This window comes from Dongia sp., from assembly GCF_041909655.1.
Classification (GTDB): domain Bacteria; phylum Pseudomonadota; class Alphaproteobacteria; order Dongiales; family Dongiaceae; genus Dongia.
The window spans coordinates 16,924-32,875 of record NZ_JAYRDA010000002.1 but is presented as its reverse complement, the minus strand read 5'-3'; the positions used below and the strand labels follow the sequence as shown (position 1 = coordinate 32,875).

At 62.8% G+C, this 15,952-nt stretch carries 21 protein-coding genes; 12 read left to right on the top strand and 9 right to left on the bottom strand.

Annotated features, from left to right (window positions below; genetic code table 11):
* The first annotated feature begins 14 nt into the window (after nucleotides 1-14).
* Together ACE3PR_RS03355 and rpmE are read left to right on the top strand one after the other, a co-directional pair.
* Entirely contained in the window at nucleotides 15-638 is a 624-nt protein-coding gene (locus ACE3PR_RS03355) for a glutathione S-transferase family protein (protein ID WP_374368177.1), read from the top strand.
* Nucleotides 639-821: 183 nt separating this feature from the next.
* Nucleotides 822-1,055, top strand: coding sequence for a 50S ribosomal protein L31 (gene rpmE / locus ACE3PR_RS03350; protein WP_374368175.1), 234 nt, complete (start codon nucleotides 822-824; stop codon nucleotides 1,053-1,055).
* Nucleotides 1,056-1,163: 108 nt separating this feature from the next.
* On the opposite strand, the gene ACE3PR_RS03345 is transcribed toward rpmE, so the two are convergent.
* Both ACE3PR_RS03345 and ACE3PR_RS03340 read right to left on the bottom strand, forming a co-directional pair.
* A complete protein-coding gene (locus ACE3PR_RS03345) occupies nucleotides 1,164-1,331 on the bottom strand; it encodes a hypothetical protein (RefSeq protein ID WP_374368173.1) in 168 nt (55 codons plus the stop codon).
* An 84-nt stretch (nucleotides 1,332-1,415) separates the two neighbouring features.
* A complete protein-coding gene (locus tag ACE3PR_RS03340) occupies nucleotides 1,416-1,865 on the bottom strand; it encodes a DUF1465 family protein (protein ID WP_374368170.1) in 450 nt (149 codons plus the stop codon).
* A gap of 303 nt (nucleotides 1,866-2,168) precedes the next feature.
* Between ACE3PR_RS03340 and ACE3PR_RS03335 the strand changes: the two genes are divergently transcribed.
* Complete coding sequence (locus ACE3PR_RS03335) at nucleotides 2,169-2,633, top strand: Hsp20 family protein (RefSeq protein ID WP_374369312.1); 465 nt, start codon at nucleotides 2,169-2,171, stop codon at nucleotides 2,631-2,633.
* 425 nt (nucleotides 2,634-3,058) lie between these two features.
* On the opposite strand, the gene ACE3PR_RS03330 is transcribed toward ACE3PR_RS03335, so the two are convergent.
* Nucleotides 3,059-3,256, bottom strand: a complete 198-nt coding sequence (locus ACE3PR_RS03330) for a DUF1192 domain-containing protein (RefSeq protein WP_374368168.1) — start codon at nucleotides 3,254-3,256, stop codon at nucleotides 3,059-3,061.
* 92 nt (nucleotides 3,257-3,348) lie between these two features.
* Between ACE3PR_RS03330 and ACE3PR_RS03325 the strand changes: the two genes are divergently transcribed.
* The 7 genes from ACE3PR_RS03325 (at nucleotide 3,349) to ACE3PR_RS03295 (ending at nucleotide 9,731) form a co-directional block, all read left to right on the top strand.
* On the top strand, nucleotides 3,349-4,347 hold the full coding sequence (locus ACE3PR_RS03325; RefSeq protein ID WP_374368165.1) for an NAD(P)H-quinone oxidoreductase: 999 nt from the start codon (nucleotides 3,349-3,351) through the stop codon (nucleotides 4,345-4,347).
* Nucleotides 4,348-4,562: 215 nt separating this feature from the next.
* Nucleotides 4,563-5,213, top strand: coding sequence for a DUF1013 domain-containing protein (locus ACE3PR_RS03320; RefSeq protein ID WP_374368162.1), 651 nt, complete (start codon nucleotides 4,563-4,565; stop codon nucleotides 5,211-5,213).
* A 108-nt stretch (nucleotides 5,214-5,321) separates the two neighbouring features.
* Complete coding sequence (locus tag ACE3PR_RS03315; protein WP_374368159.1) at nucleotides 5,322-5,690, top strand: metalloregulator ArsR/SmtB family transcription factor; 369 nt, start codon at nucleotides 5,322-5,324, stop codon at nucleotides 5,688-5,690.
* Nucleotides 5,687-6,442, top strand: a complete 756-nt coding sequence (locus tag ACE3PR_RS03310) for a hypothetical protein (protein WP_374368157.1) — start codon at nucleotides 5,687-5,689, stop codon at nucleotides 6,440-6,442. Before ACE3PR_RS03315 ends, ACE3PR_RS03310 begins: the two co-directional genes overlap by 4 nt.
* 27 nt (nucleotides 6,443-6,469) lie before the next feature.
* Nucleotides 6,470-7,006, top strand: coding sequence for an SRPBCC family protein (locus ACE3PR_RS03305; protein ID WP_374368154.1), 537 nt, complete (start codon nucleotides 6,470-6,472; stop codon nucleotides 7,004-7,006).
* Nucleotides 7,007-7,017: 11 nt separating this feature from the next.
* Nucleotides 7,018-7,446, top strand: a complete 429-nt coding sequence (locus ACE3PR_RS03300) for an SRPBCC domain-containing protein (protein ID WP_374368151.1) — start codon at nucleotides 7,018-7,020, stop codon at nucleotides 7,444-7,446.
* A gap of 167 nt (nucleotides 7,447-7,613) precedes the next feature.
* Entirely contained in the window at nucleotides 7,614-9,731 is a 2,118-nt protein-coding gene (locus ACE3PR_RS03295; protein ID WP_374368148.1) for a methyl-accepting chemotaxis protein, read from the top strand.
* A gap of 9 nt (nucleotides 9,732-9,740) precedes the next feature.
* Here ACE3PR_RS03295 and ACE3PR_RS03290 read toward each other — a convergent pair whose 3' ends face one another.
* The 3 genes from ACE3PR_RS03290 to ACE3PR_RS03280 are packed head-to-tail and all read right to left on the bottom strand — an operon-like array spanning nucleotide 9,741 to nucleotide 11,005.
* The gene (locus ACE3PR_RS03290; protein ID WP_374369310.1) at nucleotides 9,741-10,331 is read right to left on the bottom strand and encodes an MFS transporter; all 591 of its coding nucleotides are present in this window, start codon (nucleotides 10,329-10,331) and stop codon (nucleotides 9,741-9,743) included.
* Nucleotides 10,262-10,789, bottom strand: a complete 528-nt coding sequence (locus ACE3PR_RS03285; protein WP_374368145.1) for an MFS transporter — start codon at nucleotides 10,787-10,789, stop codon at nucleotides 10,262-10,264. The genes ACE3PR_RS03290 and ACE3PR_RS03285 overlap by 70 nt, the downstream gene beginning before the upstream one ends.
* Nucleotides 10,790-10,834: 45 nt before the next feature.
* Nucleotides 10,835-11,005: a hypothetical protein gene (locus ACE3PR_RS03280; protein WP_374368142.1), complete on the bottom strand. Its 171-nt coding sequence runs from the start codon at nucleotides 11,003-11,005 to the stop codon at nucleotides 10,835-10,837.
* Nucleotides 11,006-11,175: 170 nt separating this feature from the next.
* On the opposite strand from ACE3PR_RS03280, the gene ACE3PR_RS03275 reads away from it, so the two are divergent.
* Together ACE3PR_RS03275 and ACE3PR_RS03270 are read left to right on the top strand one after the other, a co-directional pair.
* Entirely contained in the window at nucleotides 11,176-11,745 is a 570-nt protein-coding gene (locus ACE3PR_RS03275; RefSeq protein ID WP_374368139.1) for a hypothetical protein, read from the top strand.
* A gap of 294 nt (nucleotides 11,746-12,039) precedes the next feature.
* Nucleotides 12,040-12,984: a hypothetical protein gene (locus ACE3PR_RS03270; protein WP_374368137.1), complete on the top strand. Its 945-nt coding sequence runs from the start codon at nucleotides 12,040-12,042 to the stop codon at nucleotides 12,982-12,984.
* Between the two features lie 16 nt (nucleotides 12,985-13,000).
* Here ACE3PR_RS03270 and ACE3PR_RS03265 read toward each other — a convergent pair whose 3' ends face one another.
* The 3 genes from ACE3PR_RS03265 to ACE3PR_RS03255 are packed head-to-tail and all read right to left on the bottom strand — an operon-like array spanning nucleotide 13,001 to nucleotide 15,923.
* Nucleotides 13,001-13,609 carry a class I SAM-dependent methyltransferase gene (locus tag ACE3PR_RS03265; protein WP_374368134.1) on the bottom strand — a complete coding sequence of 203 codons (609 nt, stop codon included), beginning with the start codon at nucleotides 13,607-13,609 and terminating at the stop codon, nucleotides 13,001-13,003.
* Nucleotides 13,610-13,619: 10 nt separating this feature from the next.
* Entirely contained in the window at nucleotides 13,620-14,771 is a 1,152-nt protein-coding gene (locus tag ACE3PR_RS03260; RefSeq protein ID WP_374368131.1) for a peptidoglycan -binding protein, read from the bottom strand.
* A gap of 3 nt (nucleotides 14,772-14,774) precedes the next feature.
* Nucleotides 14,775-15,923, bottom strand: coding sequence for a flagellar motor protein MotA (locus ACE3PR_RS03255; RefSeq protein WP_374368128.1), 1,149 nt, complete (start codon nucleotides 15,921-15,923; stop codon nucleotides 14,775-14,777).
* Between the last annotated feature and the right edge of the window lie 29 nt (nucleotides 15,924-15,952).

The window sequence follows — 15,952 nt, the reverse complement described above, 5'->3', positions numbered from 1 at the left end:
GAGCGACCTTGTCCATGATCCTCGTCGGCCAATTCGATTCCCCCTATGTCCGCCGCGTCGCGATTTCGCTCTCGCAGCTCGGCTTCGACTACACGCATGACAAGCGTTCCGTGTTCGGCGACTTTGACGACATGCGCACGACCAATCCGCTGGGGCGGATCCCCTCGCTCATTCTCGATGATGGCGAGGTGCTGATCGATTCCGTGGCGATCCTCGATTGGCTGGATGAATGCGTGGGTCCGGAACGGGCATTGGTGCCGCGGGAGGGTGTGGCGCGGCGGCGGGCGCTGCAATTGATTGCGCTCGGCTGCGGGGCGATCGACAAGGCGGGGGCCTCGGGCTATGAGCGCCTCATCCGGCCCACCCAATATCGCTGGCCGGAATGGATCGCCCGGTGCCGTACCCAGGCGGCGGGTGCCATCGCGGCCCTGGACGCCACTCCCTGGCCGGCGGCGGCGCCCATCGACCAGGCCCGGATCACCACCGTCTCCATGCTGCGCTATGTCCGCATGACCGATCCCGATCTGGCGCCCACCGGCCGGTATCCCAACCTCGACGCCTTGGTGGCGCGCTGCGAGGCGTTGCCGGCCTTTGTCGCGACCTATCCACCGGATATCGCCTATCCGCAGAATGGGTGACGCAGTCTTCGGGTTTTGTTAACCATATTGGAAGGGAGTCGGCTTGAAAACGGGACTTTGTCCGCTCAAACCCGCCACTACTTGCCATAGCCGGGGGTCTTGGTTATAACCCGGCCCCAATTGGCCCAGGGTTCGCGCCCGGAGGGGTCTTATCTTATTGGATCTGTTCCAGGAGCTATCGCCATGAAGGCCAACATTCATCCCGAATACCATGAGATCAATGTCGTCATGACCGACGGCACCAAGTTCAAGACCCGGTCGACCTGGGGCAAGGAGGGGGACACCCTCAACCTCGACATCGATCCGAAGTCGCATCCGGCCTGGACCGGTGTCCATCGCTTGCTCGATTCCGGCGGCCAGCTCGCCAAGTTCAACAAGCGCTTCTCGGGCCTGGGCTTGAAGAAGAACAACGACTAAGCCTTGCTGCCGGACCCGGTCCGGCGTCAAAGCGCGGAATTGGCAACGGCCGCCCGGTGGGGCGGCCGTTCTGCTTTCTGCCGGGCTTTGGGCGCTTGGCGCCCGGGCTTAGCCGCGATTCGCCCAGGGGCCGGCATAGGGGTGGAGATCGTTGTTGCAATAAGTTGGATTGCTGATCATGCCATTGCCGCTGCAATTGGTGTCGAAGATGCGGCTCTCGGCGCAGGCGCTCAGCAACAGCAGGCCGGCGACCAGCGCTAGCTGAAATCCCTTCATGACGTCCTCCGTTGGCAGCCCGGAAATCGGGCACCCGTAACAACGTCACAGCCCGGTGATTTGTTCCCCGACCTTTGGCGCGGCTCAGCCCCGGCCGCTGCCGCGTTCCGGGGGCCAGGAACCGGCACCCTCCGGGTTATGGGCCCGGTCGCTGATCTGGGCGTCGAGATGGGCGATGCGCTCGTAGAGCTCCAGGCTGCGCGCCAGCAGATGCTGGAAATCGGTCGGCATGTGGCGCATCTCTTCGGTGGTATCGCGGCTACAGAGATCATGCCCACCCAGGCGCCGCTCGGGCGCCAAAGCCTCGTCGACGGAGAGCTCGCCCATCAGCACGGCGCGATGGGTGAGGAGCCAGGCCAGAGCCTCGGTGAGGCGCGAAACCAGGCGCATCGTTTCGACCGACGTCATCAAGCCCTGATCGATGGTGAGGCGCCGGTTGTCGGTCTCGGCGCGGTCGCTCAGATAGCGCCGTGCTTCGACCAGCAGCCCCATCGTCTCGGACATGGTGCGGTCATAGAACTCGATGCTGGCCATCGATCGCTCGCTCCTTCTGGCTTTGACCGCCTTCACCCCCGTGAATTCCGGCGTGAATGCGGGGCTGAGATCATGGCCAAACGTTTGGTCGCGCCGACGGTTCATATGACCACGGCACGGGCACCCGCGTTAACAGACAATCAACAGGTTAAGAAAAAGTGATGATGAAGGCTTGAAGCGCCAAAACGACCACCTAAATGTTGCTTTGCCGATACGCCCAGGATGCGGGTATCGGTTCACTTGTCGGGTCGATCATGTGATGGCCCGGAACTAATTCCATGTTGCTCACAGGAGGATATGGCTATGCGTACTCTCGATCTCTCCCCGCTCTTTCGTTCCTCGATCGGCTATGACCGCGTCTCGCGCCTGATGGATTCGGCGCTGCGGACCGACGAGGCACAGCTTTCCTACCCGCCTTACAACATCGAGCAGGACGGCGAAGATTCCTATCGCATTACCATGGCGGTCGCCGGCTTCACCGATGAAGAAATCACCATCACCGCGCAGGAAAACCAACTCGTCGTCGCCGGCAAACCGGCCAAGGACGAGAAGCCGCGCAATTACCTGCATCGCGGCATTGCCGGCCGCGCCTTCGAACGGCGCTTTGAACTCGCCGACCACATTCGTGTCGTCGGTGCGTCGCTGGTCAATGGTCTGCTGCATGTCGATCTGAAGCGCGAGGTGCCCGAGGCGATGAAGCCGCGCACCATCAAGATCGAAGCTGCTCCGAAAGCGCAGCCGCAGGTGATCGAGAACAAGGCCGCTTAATTAGCTGGCCTGAAAAAGCGGAGGGCCGCTAACCGGATCACCCGGTTGCGGCCCTCTCTATTTTCGTAAAGCCTCAGACCTGTCTAACTTGTCGCAGCCGAAAGTTAGGATTGGCGGGGGACGAGGTCAAGCCAGATTCGACGCATCTATGGGCCACGCGCGCATTCGTGATGAGCCCGCAAATCCTGATTCAATCTGTCGTGATTAGATGCCGTGCCGACAGAACAAATCCGCCGGCCCAAAGGCCGGCGGCAAGTTAGACAGGGAGGCATGAAACTGGATCGGAGAGATCCAGGAGAGGAAGGACGAGGTCCTTCCTGTCTGCCAAATTAAGCGGCGCGCGTGAACAAACGGTTAACGCAACCCGCAATTTTATTGCTTTCTTGCATGATTTTCGGGCAAGTGCCGCGAAACTGAATAGCTGTTCACTTTTTGAACAGGCTTTCAGCCGCCGAGAGGTGCTTTTTCTTGCGCGCGATGTCTTCCTCGACCCGCGCGATCTCGGCCTCCAGCTCCCCGATATAGGCCTGCAGCTCCTCGACCGACATCGGTTCCAGGTTGCGCTTTTGCGCCTTCTTGGCGCGGGGCTCGAGATCGTCGGTATCCATGGTGGCGCTCATCATCCGGGTGCTTGCTCGTCAGTCTAATCGCCGGCCTTGCCAATTGCCATGCCGCCCGGCTAGGTCGAGGTGAGATTGGACCGAAAGGGCGCCCGATGATTCCCACCAATATGACCGCGATCGAGATCACCCGCTTCGGCGGCCCCGAGGTTCTGGTGCCGGGCAAGCGTCCGGTGCCGAAACCGGCTGCGGGCGAGGTGCTGATCAAGGTGGCGGCCGCCGGCATCAACCGGCCGGACGTGCTGCAGCGGACCGGGGGTTACGCGCCGCCGCCCGGTGCTTCGGATTTGCCGGGCCTCGAAGTCGCGGGCGAGATCGTGGCGCTGGCCGATGACGTCAGGGATTGGCGCGTGGGCGACCAGGTGATGGCGTTGGTTTCAGGCGGCGGCTATGCCGAATATTGCACGGCGCCGGCACCGCAGGTTCTGCCCATTCCGTCGGGCTTCGACATGATCCATGCGGCGGCGGTGCCGGAAACCTTCTTCACCGTCTGGACCAATGTCTTCGAGCGCGGCCGCTTGCAAGCCGGCGAGACCTTCCTGGTGCATGGCGGGTCCAGCGGCATCGGCACGACTGCCATTCAGCTCGCGCATCATTTCGGCGCGCGCGTCATCGCGACGGTGGGCAGCGACGACAAGGCGAAAGCCTGCCGCGATCTCGGCGCCGATCTTGCCATTAATTACCGCAAGCAGGATTTCGCGGAAGAGGTATTGCGGGCGACCGACAAGAAGGGTGCCGATCTCATCCTCGACATGGTCGGCGGCGAGTACATCAACCGCAATCTCTCCTGCCTCGCCATGGATGGTCGTCTGGTCATGATCGCCTTCCTGCAGGGCGCCAAGGCCGAGGTGAATTTCGCGCAAGTCATGATGAAGCGCCAGACCATCACCGGCTCCACCTTGCGGCCGCGTTCGGTGGCGCAAAAGGGTGCCATCGCGGCGGCGCTGAAGGCCCAGGTCTGGCCGCTTCTGACCGCCGGCAAGGTCAAGCCGGTGCTCTTCAAAACCTTTCCGCTGGCAGAGGCGGCGGCGGCCCATGAATTGATGGAATCCAGCGCCCATACCGGCAAGATCGTGTTGACGATTTCGGCCTGATTCCAGGCCGTTACGGGGAAAACCCCAAAATCCGGCAAAGATTGCCCTTGGCAGCCTGCGGGGCCAATGCTATTTGCCTCCATTGAGGATCGCTGGATTGCGCGCTGGGCGGGTTTTGGCCAGGCTCGCGCGGGCGGTCGAATTTCCCAACATGGTCAAGTCGTTGCTTGACCGCCCAACGGGGTTGCCGCCCCGGTGGCGAAGGAGGATTAGTCATGACCCAAGTTCTGATGCCCAAGGCGACCGCCGTCTGGCTCATCGACAATACCGGTTTGAGCTTCGAACAGATCGGCGCCTTTTGCGGCCTGCATCCCCTGGAAGTCCAGGGTATCGCTGACGGCGAAGTGGCGATCGGCATCGTCGGCCAGGACCCCATCGCCAATGGCCAGCTGACCGCGGAAGAGATCAAGCGTTGCGAGGAAGATGGTGCCGCCAATCTGAAGATGGCGAAGTCGGACATTCCGCAGCCGCTGACCCGTACCAAGGGCCCGCGCTACACGCCGGTTTCCAAGCGCCAGGACAAGCCGGACGCCGTCGCCTGGCTCATCCGCCATCATCCGGAACTTTCCGATGCGCAGATCTCGCGCCTGATCGGCACCACTAAGCAGACCATCGCCGCCATCCGCGACCGCAGCCATTGGAACACCGCCAATCTGCGCCCGCGCGATCCGGTGCTCCTGGGCCTCTGCACCCAGACCGATCTCAACGCCGCGATCCTCAAGGCGCGCAAGGCCGCCGGCAAGCCCGCGACCCTCGATCCGCTGCCCAATCCGGACGCGCCGGAGGAAATGCAGCAGCCGCTCGACGATCAGGGCCAGCAATCGCGCTGGGGCGATCTCTCGGCCTTGTTCCCGACCAAGAACTGAGCCGCGCACATACAAAGAAAAACACCGCCGCCCAGCCGGGCAGCGGTGTTTTTTTGACGCATGTATTTTCGTGTTGACTTAATTAAGTGAATTAATAAATATACCGACATGGACAGTTTCACAGCCCTTGCCGATCCCACCCGCCGCCGCATCGTCGAGTTTCTCGGCCCCGGCGAGCAGGCGGCCGGAACCATCGCCGGTCAGTTCGATCTTTCGGCCCCGGCGATTTCGCAGCATTTGAAAGCCCTGCGCGAGGCCGGGCTGGTGCAGGTGCGGATCGATGGACAGCGGCGGATCTACAGCCTCGATCCCGACGGTCTCTCCGAGATGGATGATTGGCTGCAGCGCATGCGGCGCTTCTGGCAGGGCAGCCTCGATGCCCTGGAAAAAGTTCTGCGCGAGGAAGACGCGCAACTGACGAAGCCCAAGCTGGCAAAGTCCCGGCCAGCGAAGCAAGGGAAAGGGAAACCAAAATGAGCGCGCTGAAAATCGCCATGGCCCTGCCGCTCATTGCCGGCGGGTGGATGATTTGGGCCACACAATCAAGCGGATCGGCCGACACAATCATCGAGCCGATGCCGGCTGAGCTTGAAACCCGCTTCGCCTTGAGTGCATTGCCACCCGCATTGCGCGACGCGGCATCGGTCTATCTGCTCGATCCCGCATCGGGTTACCGGCTGGCGCGGCAAGGGAGCAGCGGCATTGCCTGCCTGGTCCAGCGCACCGTCTGGGAGATGGCGGATTTTCGCAACGATATCTACTATCCCCTTTGCTATGACGCGGCCGGTACGGCCACCTATCTCAAGGTCATCATAGAGGCGGCGCAACTGCGCGCGGAAGGCATGGCGCCGGCGGAACTGAAGGCCGAAGTGCAGCGCCGCTATGACGACAAGACCTATCAGGCGCCGGAGAAGGCGGGCCTTTCCTATATGGTCGGCCCGCTCATGCGCACGATCGGGCCGCCCGATCTGCAAGTGCATACCATGGCGATGCCGCATTTGATGTTCTACGCACCGAACATCACCAACGCGGATATCGGTGCCAAGCCGGATCTGGCGGATCCTTCGAGCCTATTGCATCCCTTTATCGACCGGCAGGGGAATGATGAGCAGAGCTACATCATCCAGCTGATTGGCGCGGCGGAGAAGGCGAAGATCCTCTCTGACGAGAAGCTGCTCCTCGATGATCTTTGCGCCTATCGCGACGTTCTTTGCCTTCACCATACGTAACTTCCCATCTAGGGCAGGAGAGTGGCCATGACCACGGATATCGCCGAACGGCACGGGACCATCACCGAAGCCGGCACCATCGTCTTTGAACGCCTGTTGCCGGGACCTATCGAGCGGGTGTGGGAATACCTCACCGATCCCGAAAAACGCGGGCTGTGGCTGGCGAGCGGACCGATGGAGCAGCGTGTCGGCGGTGCGGTCGAGCTCAACTTCCGCAACAGCGATCTGTCGCCGGTGCACGAAGCACCGCCGGCGAAATACAAGGATGCCGCCTGTGCCTCGGTGAAATGCCAGGTGACGGCCTGCGAAAAACCGCGCCTGCTTGCCTATCTTTGGGGCGGCGAAGGTTCGGAGGTCACGTTCGAACTGTCGCAAGCCGGCGACAAGGTGCGCCTGACGCTGACCCACCGGCGCCTGCCCAACCGCGATTTCATGCTCAGCGTTGCCGGTGGCTGGCATACCCATCTCGGTATTCTCGCCGATCGGCTGGCCGGCAACACGCCGGGTCCCTTCTGGTCGACCCACGCCGCTCTCGAACGCGAATACGACCAGCGCATTTCGTGATGGAGTGAACCATGCCCAGCATCGAGCATATCCAATATGTGAAGGCGCCGATCGAACAGGTCTTCGCGGCCCTCACCACACAAGCGGGTCTCGCTGCGGTGTGGACCGACAACCTCTCCGTGACGCCGGAGGTGGGGGCCATCAACAGCTTCGCTTTCGGCAGCGGCAAGCCGGACCGGATGAAGGTCGTGGAGCTTGTTCCCGGCAGGCGCCAGCTCTGGCATTGCCTCGATTCCGATCCGGAATGGATCGGCACCGAGATCAGTTTCGATCTGGAGCCGCGCAAGGGGAAGGTCGCGGTCACGCTGAAACAGGAAAAATGGCGCGCCGTCACCGAGTTCTATCGCTTCTGCAATTACAATTGGGGCGTCTTCCTGCTGAGCCTCAAGGGCTATTGCGAGGACGGCAAGGGCATACCCTACCAGGACCGCAAGTTCTGAGCTCATCGTGAACGGGCAAGCAAAGACCGCACCGGAATGTGCGTCCGGGCTGCAGAATTCAACAGTCAACAGTTTGCAATTAAGGCGTCCTTAAGAATTGGCGGACAGAATGCCTAGGAACCCAGACATTCCTGAGATGGCGTTTTTTCAGCTTAAAGGATGCTTCCATGCCTCATTCGGCCCGCGATTCGGTCGGCGCTTCCGGCCTGACGATCAAGGTCATTCTGACCGGCGTTTTCAGCGCCATTGCCCTGCTCCTCCTGTCGAGTGCCGGCTGGTCGCTCTGGTCGGGCTGGCAGAGCTATCGCACCGCCGCCCATATCCAGGACGTCAGTGCCGTCGACAAGCTGGTCTTCCAGGCCATGCAGGCCCTGCGCAACGATCGCAGCGTCCTCAATCGTGCGCTGCTCGCCGCCGAACCCGGCGATACCGAGGTGCGCGCCGAGATCGACGAATTGCACGGCATCGCGGCTGCGGCGCTGACCGAAGCGCTGGCAGCCATCACGGCGGGCGATTTGCCCGATCGCGACCAATGGCAGGGCAAATTGCAGGCGAGTGCTGCCAAATACGACGCTCTCTACCAGCAGGGCTTGGCCGATTTTGCCAAGCCGGTCAATCAGCGGGATGAGAAGCTGCGCAAGGAATATTATGGCTACGCGGCCGATTTCGTCGAAGAGCTGGGCCTCGCCTCGAATGCCTTTGCCGGCTCCATCCGGCTAGCCGATCCGGTAATCGATCAATTGCTGACCGCGCGCAAGCTGAGCTGGATCGTCCGCGATACCGATTCAACCTTCCGCCGCCAGATCGAAGACGCCTTGCTGGCGGGCGAACTGTCCCAGGAAATGCGCGAGAAGGCGATCGACGCCGCGGCCCGCGTGGAAACGGGTTGGGAAGGCTTGGTGAGCGTGCTCGATACCGGCGCCACACGTCCGGAACTGGTGGCGGCACGCGTCGAAATCGAACGCGTCTATCATGGCGACTTCGCGCCTAAGCGCGATGCCATTTTCGAGCAGCTCGTTGCGGGCGATAAGGTGGAGATGACGGCCAAGGAGTGGCGCAGCTTCTCCAAGCCGCCGGCGGATCTGCTCAAGGGTTTTGTGACCTTGGTGGTGAAGGCGGCGCAATCCCATGCGGCCGACCGGACCGCCCAGTTGCGCCTCGGCCTGATCGCCCATGGACTGGTCGTGATTGCCGCCATCGGTCTGTGTGCGTTTGGTCTTTCCGTTGTCGGCCGCCGCGTCATTCGCCCGATCTCCGCTCTGACGCAGGCGATGTCGAACCTGGCCACGGGCGATACCTCGGCCGAGATTCCGGGCCTTGGCCAGCGGGATGAAATCGGTGCCATGGCCTCGGCGGTCGAGGTCTTCAAGGCCAACGCGGTCGAGCGGCAGCGTCTGGAATTGGCGCAGCAGGCGGAACTGGCTGCGCGGCAGAGCCGTGCCAAGGTGGTCGAGGAGCTGATCAGTAATTTCGACACGAAGATCAAGGATGTTCTCAATACCGTCACAGGTGCGGCGAGCCAACTCAACGGCACGGCGCAGGAAATGACCGGGGCGGCTGCCGAGAGTGCCGAGAAGGCGACGGCCGTCGCCGCCGCTTCGGAACAGGCCAGCGCCAATGTGAAGACGGTGGCCGTTGCCACCGACGAACTGACCAAATCCACCAACGAGATCGGTCAGCAGGTCACCATGTCGCAAAACATTGCCCGCCAGGCGGTGACCGAGGCCGAACGCACCAACGGCACGGTGGCTGGTCTGGTCGAGACCGCCGCCAAGGTGGGTGAGGTGGTCGAACTTATCAATTCGATCGCGTCGCAGACCAACCTCCTGGCGCTCAATGCGACGATCGAGGCCGCCCGCGCCGGCGATGCCGGCAAGGGCTTTGCGGTCGTGGCTTCGGAAGTCAAGAATCTCGCGACCCAGACGGCGAAGGCAACCGACGAGATCGCCCAGCAGATCCAGGCGATGCAATCGGTGAGCGGCGACGCGGCCAATGCCATCAAGGGCATCGGCGGCACGATTGTCCGTATCGACGAAATCGCGGCGGCCATTTCGGCGGCGGTCGAGGAGCAGAATGTGGCGACATCGGAAATCGCCGGCAACGTTCAGCAGGCGGCCAGGGGCACCGAGGAAGTTTCCGGCAATATCGTGCAGGTCAACGAGGCGGCCACACGCACCGGCGCTTCCGCCCAACAGGTGCTCACGGCGTCACGGGAACTCACCCAGCAGGCAGAGACTATGCGCAACATGGTGCTGCAGTTCCTGGCCGAGATGCGGGCGGCTTAATCAAGTGGTTTACTGGGCGGCGATGGGCGCCATGGCGCCCGTCGCTCCTCTGTCCTTCAGCAGGAACACCATCAGGCCGGCAAGGATGGCGAGGAAGATCGAGGACAGCCAGATCCACTCATACTGGCCGAGATTGTCGAAGAGATAACCGCCGAAGAGCGCGCCTACCGCCCCGCCGATCGAATGGCCGGCGGAGATCAGGCCCATTGCTAGGCCCATGACACGGAGGCCCAGATGCGAGGCGACGAGGCTCGCGGTCGGCGGCACGGTGGAATAGTCCACAACACCGAACAACACGGCAAAGACCATCAGCCATTCGATCTCGACGCCGATATTCAAGAGCACGATGAAAGTGAGGCCGCGCAGCACATAGATGCTGCCGAGGAGCGTCACGCGGTTCATGCGGTCGGTGAGCCAGCCGGAGAGGATCATGCCCAGCATGTTGACGGCCGAGAGCAGGCCATAGGCGGCGGCGCTGGTGACCGGACCGAAGCCGCAATATTGCGCATAGGGCATCAGATGCGTCTCGATCACGCCGGTGGTGGTGAAGCCGCAGAGCAGGAAGCTCCAGAACAGGATGTGAAAGGCGGGGCGCCGCAGGATCGCCAGGGCATCGCTGCTGAAGCTCGCCTGCTTCTCATGTGCTCCTTGGGCGTGCCCGGTCGCGGCGCCAGCATGCGCCAAAGCAGAGGGGCGAGGGCGATTGCCGCGATCCCCATGGCAAGGAAACTCCAGCGCCAGCTGAATTGTGCGAGGACGACAGCGATAAGCGGCAGGATCAGGAACTGCCCACCGGTCGAACCCGAGGTGGCGATGCCGAGCGCCAGGCCGCGATGCTTGTCGAAAAGCCGCGCCACGGCGGTCGAAACCACATGGGTGGCGACGATGCTGAAGCCCAATCCGCTGAGGCCGGCGAAAGCGATCGAAAAGAGATAGCGATTGCTGGTGCTGGCGACGGCGAGGCAGCCCAGGCCGATCAGAACGAGGCCGCCCGCCAGCATCACGCGCACGCCATGCCGGTCGACCATCCGTCCGGCGACCGGTGCGAGGAAAGCCATCAACAGCAGCATCGCCGCGACTGTGCCGGAGGCATGGCTGCGGGACTAGCCGAGTTCCTGCTCCCAGACCGGCATCACCAAACCCGCCGTGGCGCGGGCCGAGAAGGCGAGGGCGAGCGCCAGGAAGGCAAAGCCCACAACGAGCCAGGGCAGCCAGGAGCGGGTTTGGGTCTCGGGGATCATGGGCGTGTGTTCCAGGTTTCCGATGATGGTCATGTCTCCATGCCATGATCGCCCGACGGTATCCAGTACACAAACGGGACCGGCCCGGGGGCGGGACCGGTCGAAGGGACGCGTTGGACACTTGGCCTGATGTGCGCGCCGTCATAGCGCGGGGCCATGCAGCATTCTAAGGTGCTGCCTGCATCCTGTGCCGGAGCCGACCCATGCGCCTTGCCAGATCGCTTCTCTCGCTTGCCGTGGCCCTCGGCCTTGCCGCCTGTTTCGTGCAGCACGCGGAACCGATCGGCACGGCCGAACCGGCGGCGCCCGGCCAGTGGAGCGGTTTCTGGGTGGCCGAACCTCTGGAGGCGGGCGGTGAACCTGGCTTTTTCGCCATCGCCGATGTTGATCCCTGGAAGGGCGTTTTCTCGGTCAGCGATGCCGATCCAGACGGCAATCCGATCAGCGATCCGATTCCTCTCCATCTTCGCCGCGTCGGCGATACGCTGTTCCTCGATGTGCAAGACAAACCCGGCGATCCCTGGATGCTGTTCGTCGTTGCCGAGAACGCGCAGGATCGCGTCGTCCTTGCCTGGAAGCCACGGGCCGAGGAAATGCGCCGGGCCATTGAGGCCGGCAGCTTCCAGGGCGAGTTGAAGCTCAACGCCGCCGCCGAGGTCGAGGAACTTGCGTTGACCGAATTCACCGAGGCTCAGCAGGCAAGGCTTGCCCGGGATTGGCGGAACTTGTTCACCGACGCGCGCATGGTCCTAAAGCGCGTTCCCATTCGCTAGGCACCTGCCAGCACGAATCGGTGCGCAGGGGACTGAAATTTCGGCAAATCTTCCTGCTTTTCGCATGAACATAAGCGGATGGTCCTATTTTGCCGACATCCTAAGCATCTCAAATGATGACAAAACTTGCTACAAATTCACATAAAATTTTAACTACTTGCGCTTTAGGATTGATTTTGTTGAGAATGAGAACGGCATCCTGTCGGGAAACCAGCATTGGGACGGGATGATTTGGGGACGTTCTTGTCGGATCGGCTTTACCCACATGCGGTAGACGAGGGCGGCGAGGGGTAGATGACGCGGATCGAATGCCAGTCCCAGAATGGGGCGCAGATCGAAGTTTCGGTCATCAAGGAGGTCGGCGACCTGCTTGAGGCGATGGAAATCCGTCGCGCTGTTTTCGTGCACGAATTCGGCTGCAGCGAAGACGAGGAATTCGACGGCAACGATTTCAGCGCCACCCAGGTCATTGCCCGGGTTCATGGCCAGATCGCCGGCACCATGCGCATCCGCTATTTCGCCGATTTCATCATTCCCGAACGCCTGGCCGTGCTGCCGCAATTCCGCAAGGGCCGCTATGGCGCGCGGGGCGTGGCCTTCGCGCTCGGCACTTTCGGCTTTAATTTCGCCCGCATGAAGGGCTATCGCCATTTCGTCGGTTATTCGGTCCTGGGGCTGGAGCGCTTCTGGGATCACCTCGCCATGGCCAGCGACGGCCGTGTCGAGCGCTATGGCGACCACAATATCGAATGCTCCGGCTCGGTCTGCATCGGCGTCTTTGGTGCCTTGAACGCGATGAGCGGTGCCGTCGAGGGGCGCGAGAATCATCATCTGCTGACCGCCTGCGAGGCCGATCTGCCGATGCTGGTGGCGGCCCGCGCCGAGGAGATCCGCCAGCATGCCCTGGCCGAACTCGGCGAAGCCGAACGCCAGCGCCAGGAACAATTGGCCAGCCTCGACGTCCTGATGGCCGGCGCTGCGTCCAGCGATCGCCGCGGCAATGACCGCCGCGCTACCGACCGACGTGCCGGCGATCGTCGCTCGGCCGACCGCCGCGCCGGCGAATGGTGGAATGCCGTCCCCTATCCCGGCGACCGCCGTACCGCCAATCGCCGCTCTGTCGAGCGCCGCGACGTGGCCCAGGACCGCCGCGCGGGTGATCGCCGTGAAGGCGACCGCCGCCAGGATGCCCGCTTGCCCCAGGGCCATCCGCAATTCGAATTCGTGCAGATGGCGTAAGGGCGGGGCGCCCGCCTCAATCTCGATGTTTGAATACCAGCCGCGACCAGGTGACGTCGTCGCGTTGGAACTTGTCGCGCTTGCCGGAAAGCGTCAGCATCGGCGCGAGGCCATGAGTTGCGGCGAGCGCAATGACGTCTTCGTCCGCGACCGCGAACATGCGCCGGCCCGGCGGGACCGGACCGTGTCGGAGCGACAGGGCCATGACACCCTGCGGGGCAAGGAGCGGCACGACGCGCGCCATGATCAGCGCCCGTTCCGCTGCATCGAAATGCATCAGGACGGCGGTCATCATGACGATGTCGAAGGTCTCAGCTCGTGCATGGACGCGCGCCAATTGCGGCAGGCAATCATCCAGCCAGTCGATCCGCGGGGAGGGGTGCAGGCGCCGGGCGTGGGCGCGCATCTCGGCCACCGGTTCGACAGCGAGCACCTCAAGGCCCATTCCGGCGAGGCCCGCTGCATCGCGTCCGGTGCCGGCGCCGATATCGAGCGCCTTCTTCGCATCCTTTGGAAAAAGCGGGATGATGTCCTTGTGCAGGGCTTCGAAGGTGAAGCTCTCGTATTGAACCGCAAGCTTGTCGGCTTCGTTTGCATAACCTTCGGTGCCGCTGATGACAGGCATAGATGCCATCCTATCGCTGGTCGAGCTTGAACTCGATGCGGCGGTTCTTGTTATAGGCTGCGTCATTATCGGCCGGGTCTAACGGTCGGAACTCGGCATAGCCCGCGGTCACCATGCGCTCGGGCGGCAGGCCGCGGCTGATGAGATATTTTGCGACAGCGACGGCGCGCGCGGTCGAAAGCTCCCAGTTGGACGGGAATTGATAGGTGGCGATCGGGCGCCTGTCGGTGTGGCCGTCGATGCGCAAGACCCAATCGAGATCCGAAGGAATGTCCATCGAGAGAAGAATGAGCGTGGTGGCCAGTTCGTCCAATTGTGCCTTGCCGGCATCCTCGATCGTGGCCGAGCCGGAGGCGAAGAGAACCTCCGACTGGAACACGAAACGATCGCCGACGATGCGGATGTCGTCGCGCTCGCCCAGCACCTCGCGCAGACGCCCGAAGAATTCCGAGCGGTAGCGCGCCAGTTCCTCGACTTTTGAAGCCAGGGCGGCATTAAGCCGGTTGCCGAGATCGACGATCTGGACTTCCTGCTCCTTGGTCTTGGCTTCCGAGCTTTCGAGAAGCGCCGAGATGCGCGCGAGTTCCTCGCGCAGCGCCAGGGTCTGCTGATTGAGGATCTCCATCTGCAGCCGCGCCTCGTCGGTGATCTTCTGCTTCTCGGCATCGGCTGTGAGCAGCTTCTGCGCCAGATCGTCCTTGAGGCTTTGCAACGCGGCGATGTCGGCGAGGAGGGCGGTGATGCGGGCGCGGTCGGCGTCGATCGTCTCATAGGCTGCGGCGAGCTTCTTGGCCTGCTCCTCCGACAAGGCCGATTGGCGCTGCGCCGCGTCGCGCTCGCCGATCACGACGGTCAGCTGATCCTTCAAGGCATCGCGTTCCGCCGTTGAACCGGCTAGCTCGCCGGACATTTGCGACAGCTGCGCGCGGAGATCCTCGGCGGTCTTCTGTTCCATCGCCAGCATCGAGGCGATTTCCAGAATCTGGTTGTGGAGCTTGGCCAAAGCATCATCGCGGCCCGACAGCGCAAGGGACAGGAACATCTGCGCCACGACGAAGACCATGAGCACGAAGACGATGACCATGAGCAGGGTCGACAACACGTCGACATAGCCGGGCCAGGCTTCCAAGGAACGCTGGCGCCTGCGTCCCGCGATACTCATGATCTAGCGCTCGCTGCTGGCAGCGGCGGCGATGGTGCGGGCCAGCAATTTGATTTCGGCGCGGATGTCCTGGACCGATTGGTTGCGGCCCTGTGCCAGTTCGTCGGCAAGGCGCGCCAGATGCGTATCGAGATTCCTGAGATGCGTGCGGCTGTTGGCATCGATGCCGAAGCCACCGCTGGCGGCGAGGTCGTTGAGGCGGCCGAGCACGTTGCGCATCTCGCCCTGCATCTCGGCCAGACGTCCCGTCACCTGCTGCTGGCTGCGGAGCTGATCGCCCAGCATGACCATCTGATCGGCCAATACCTTGAAACCCTGGGCCGAGGCGCCGCGGGCCTCCTCCGAGCGCTGCATGATGCGCTGCAATTCGTTGAGGCTCTCGGCGGTCTGTTCGAGGAGCGCCTGGATATAGGCCGGGATCGGCTGGTCGCCCACCTCGGAAAACGACCCGACGCCACCGCTCGACAGGCGCGTCTGGCCGGAAAGCCAGTCTTCGAGTTCGTTGAAGAAGCGGTTCTGCGCCTGGCTCGCCTGCAATTCCAGGAAGCCGACGATGAGCGAGCCGGCGAGGCCGAACAGCGAGGAAGAAAATGCGATGCCCATGCCGCCCAGCGGTTCGGCGAGACTCTGCTTCAGCGTATCGAACATGACCGTCGGATCCTGGCCGCCCACCACCTGCAGATTGGTGATGGCGTCCGCCACGCCTTTGACCGTGCCGAGGAGGCCCCAGAACGTGCCGAGCAACCCCAGGAAGATGAGCAGGCTGGCGATATAGCGGCTGATCTCGCGGCTGTCATCGAGGCGCGACTGGATGCCGTCCAGCAGCGAACGCAGCGACGAGGTGTTGAGGCTGAGGCGCCCGGTCTTGTCCTTCAGCATGGCCGCCATGGGGGCGAGCAGACGCGGCTGCGCATAGCTCGATGGGTGGCCCGCCTTGCGGAAATCCTCCAGCCAGTTGATGTCGCTGTTGAGGCGGATGACCTGCCAGAAGGTGAAAATGATCCCGATCACGAGCACGACCAGGATGCCGGTGTTGAGCGCCGGATTGTGCGAGAAGGCGGTGATGATCGGGCCGGCCAGCAAGCCGGTCGTGAGGCCGACCGCCGCCAGGGCGACCAGCATCCAGATCAATTGCCAGGTAGGACGGCTCATGCCGCTTTGCCGCTTGAGGGGGAGGACGC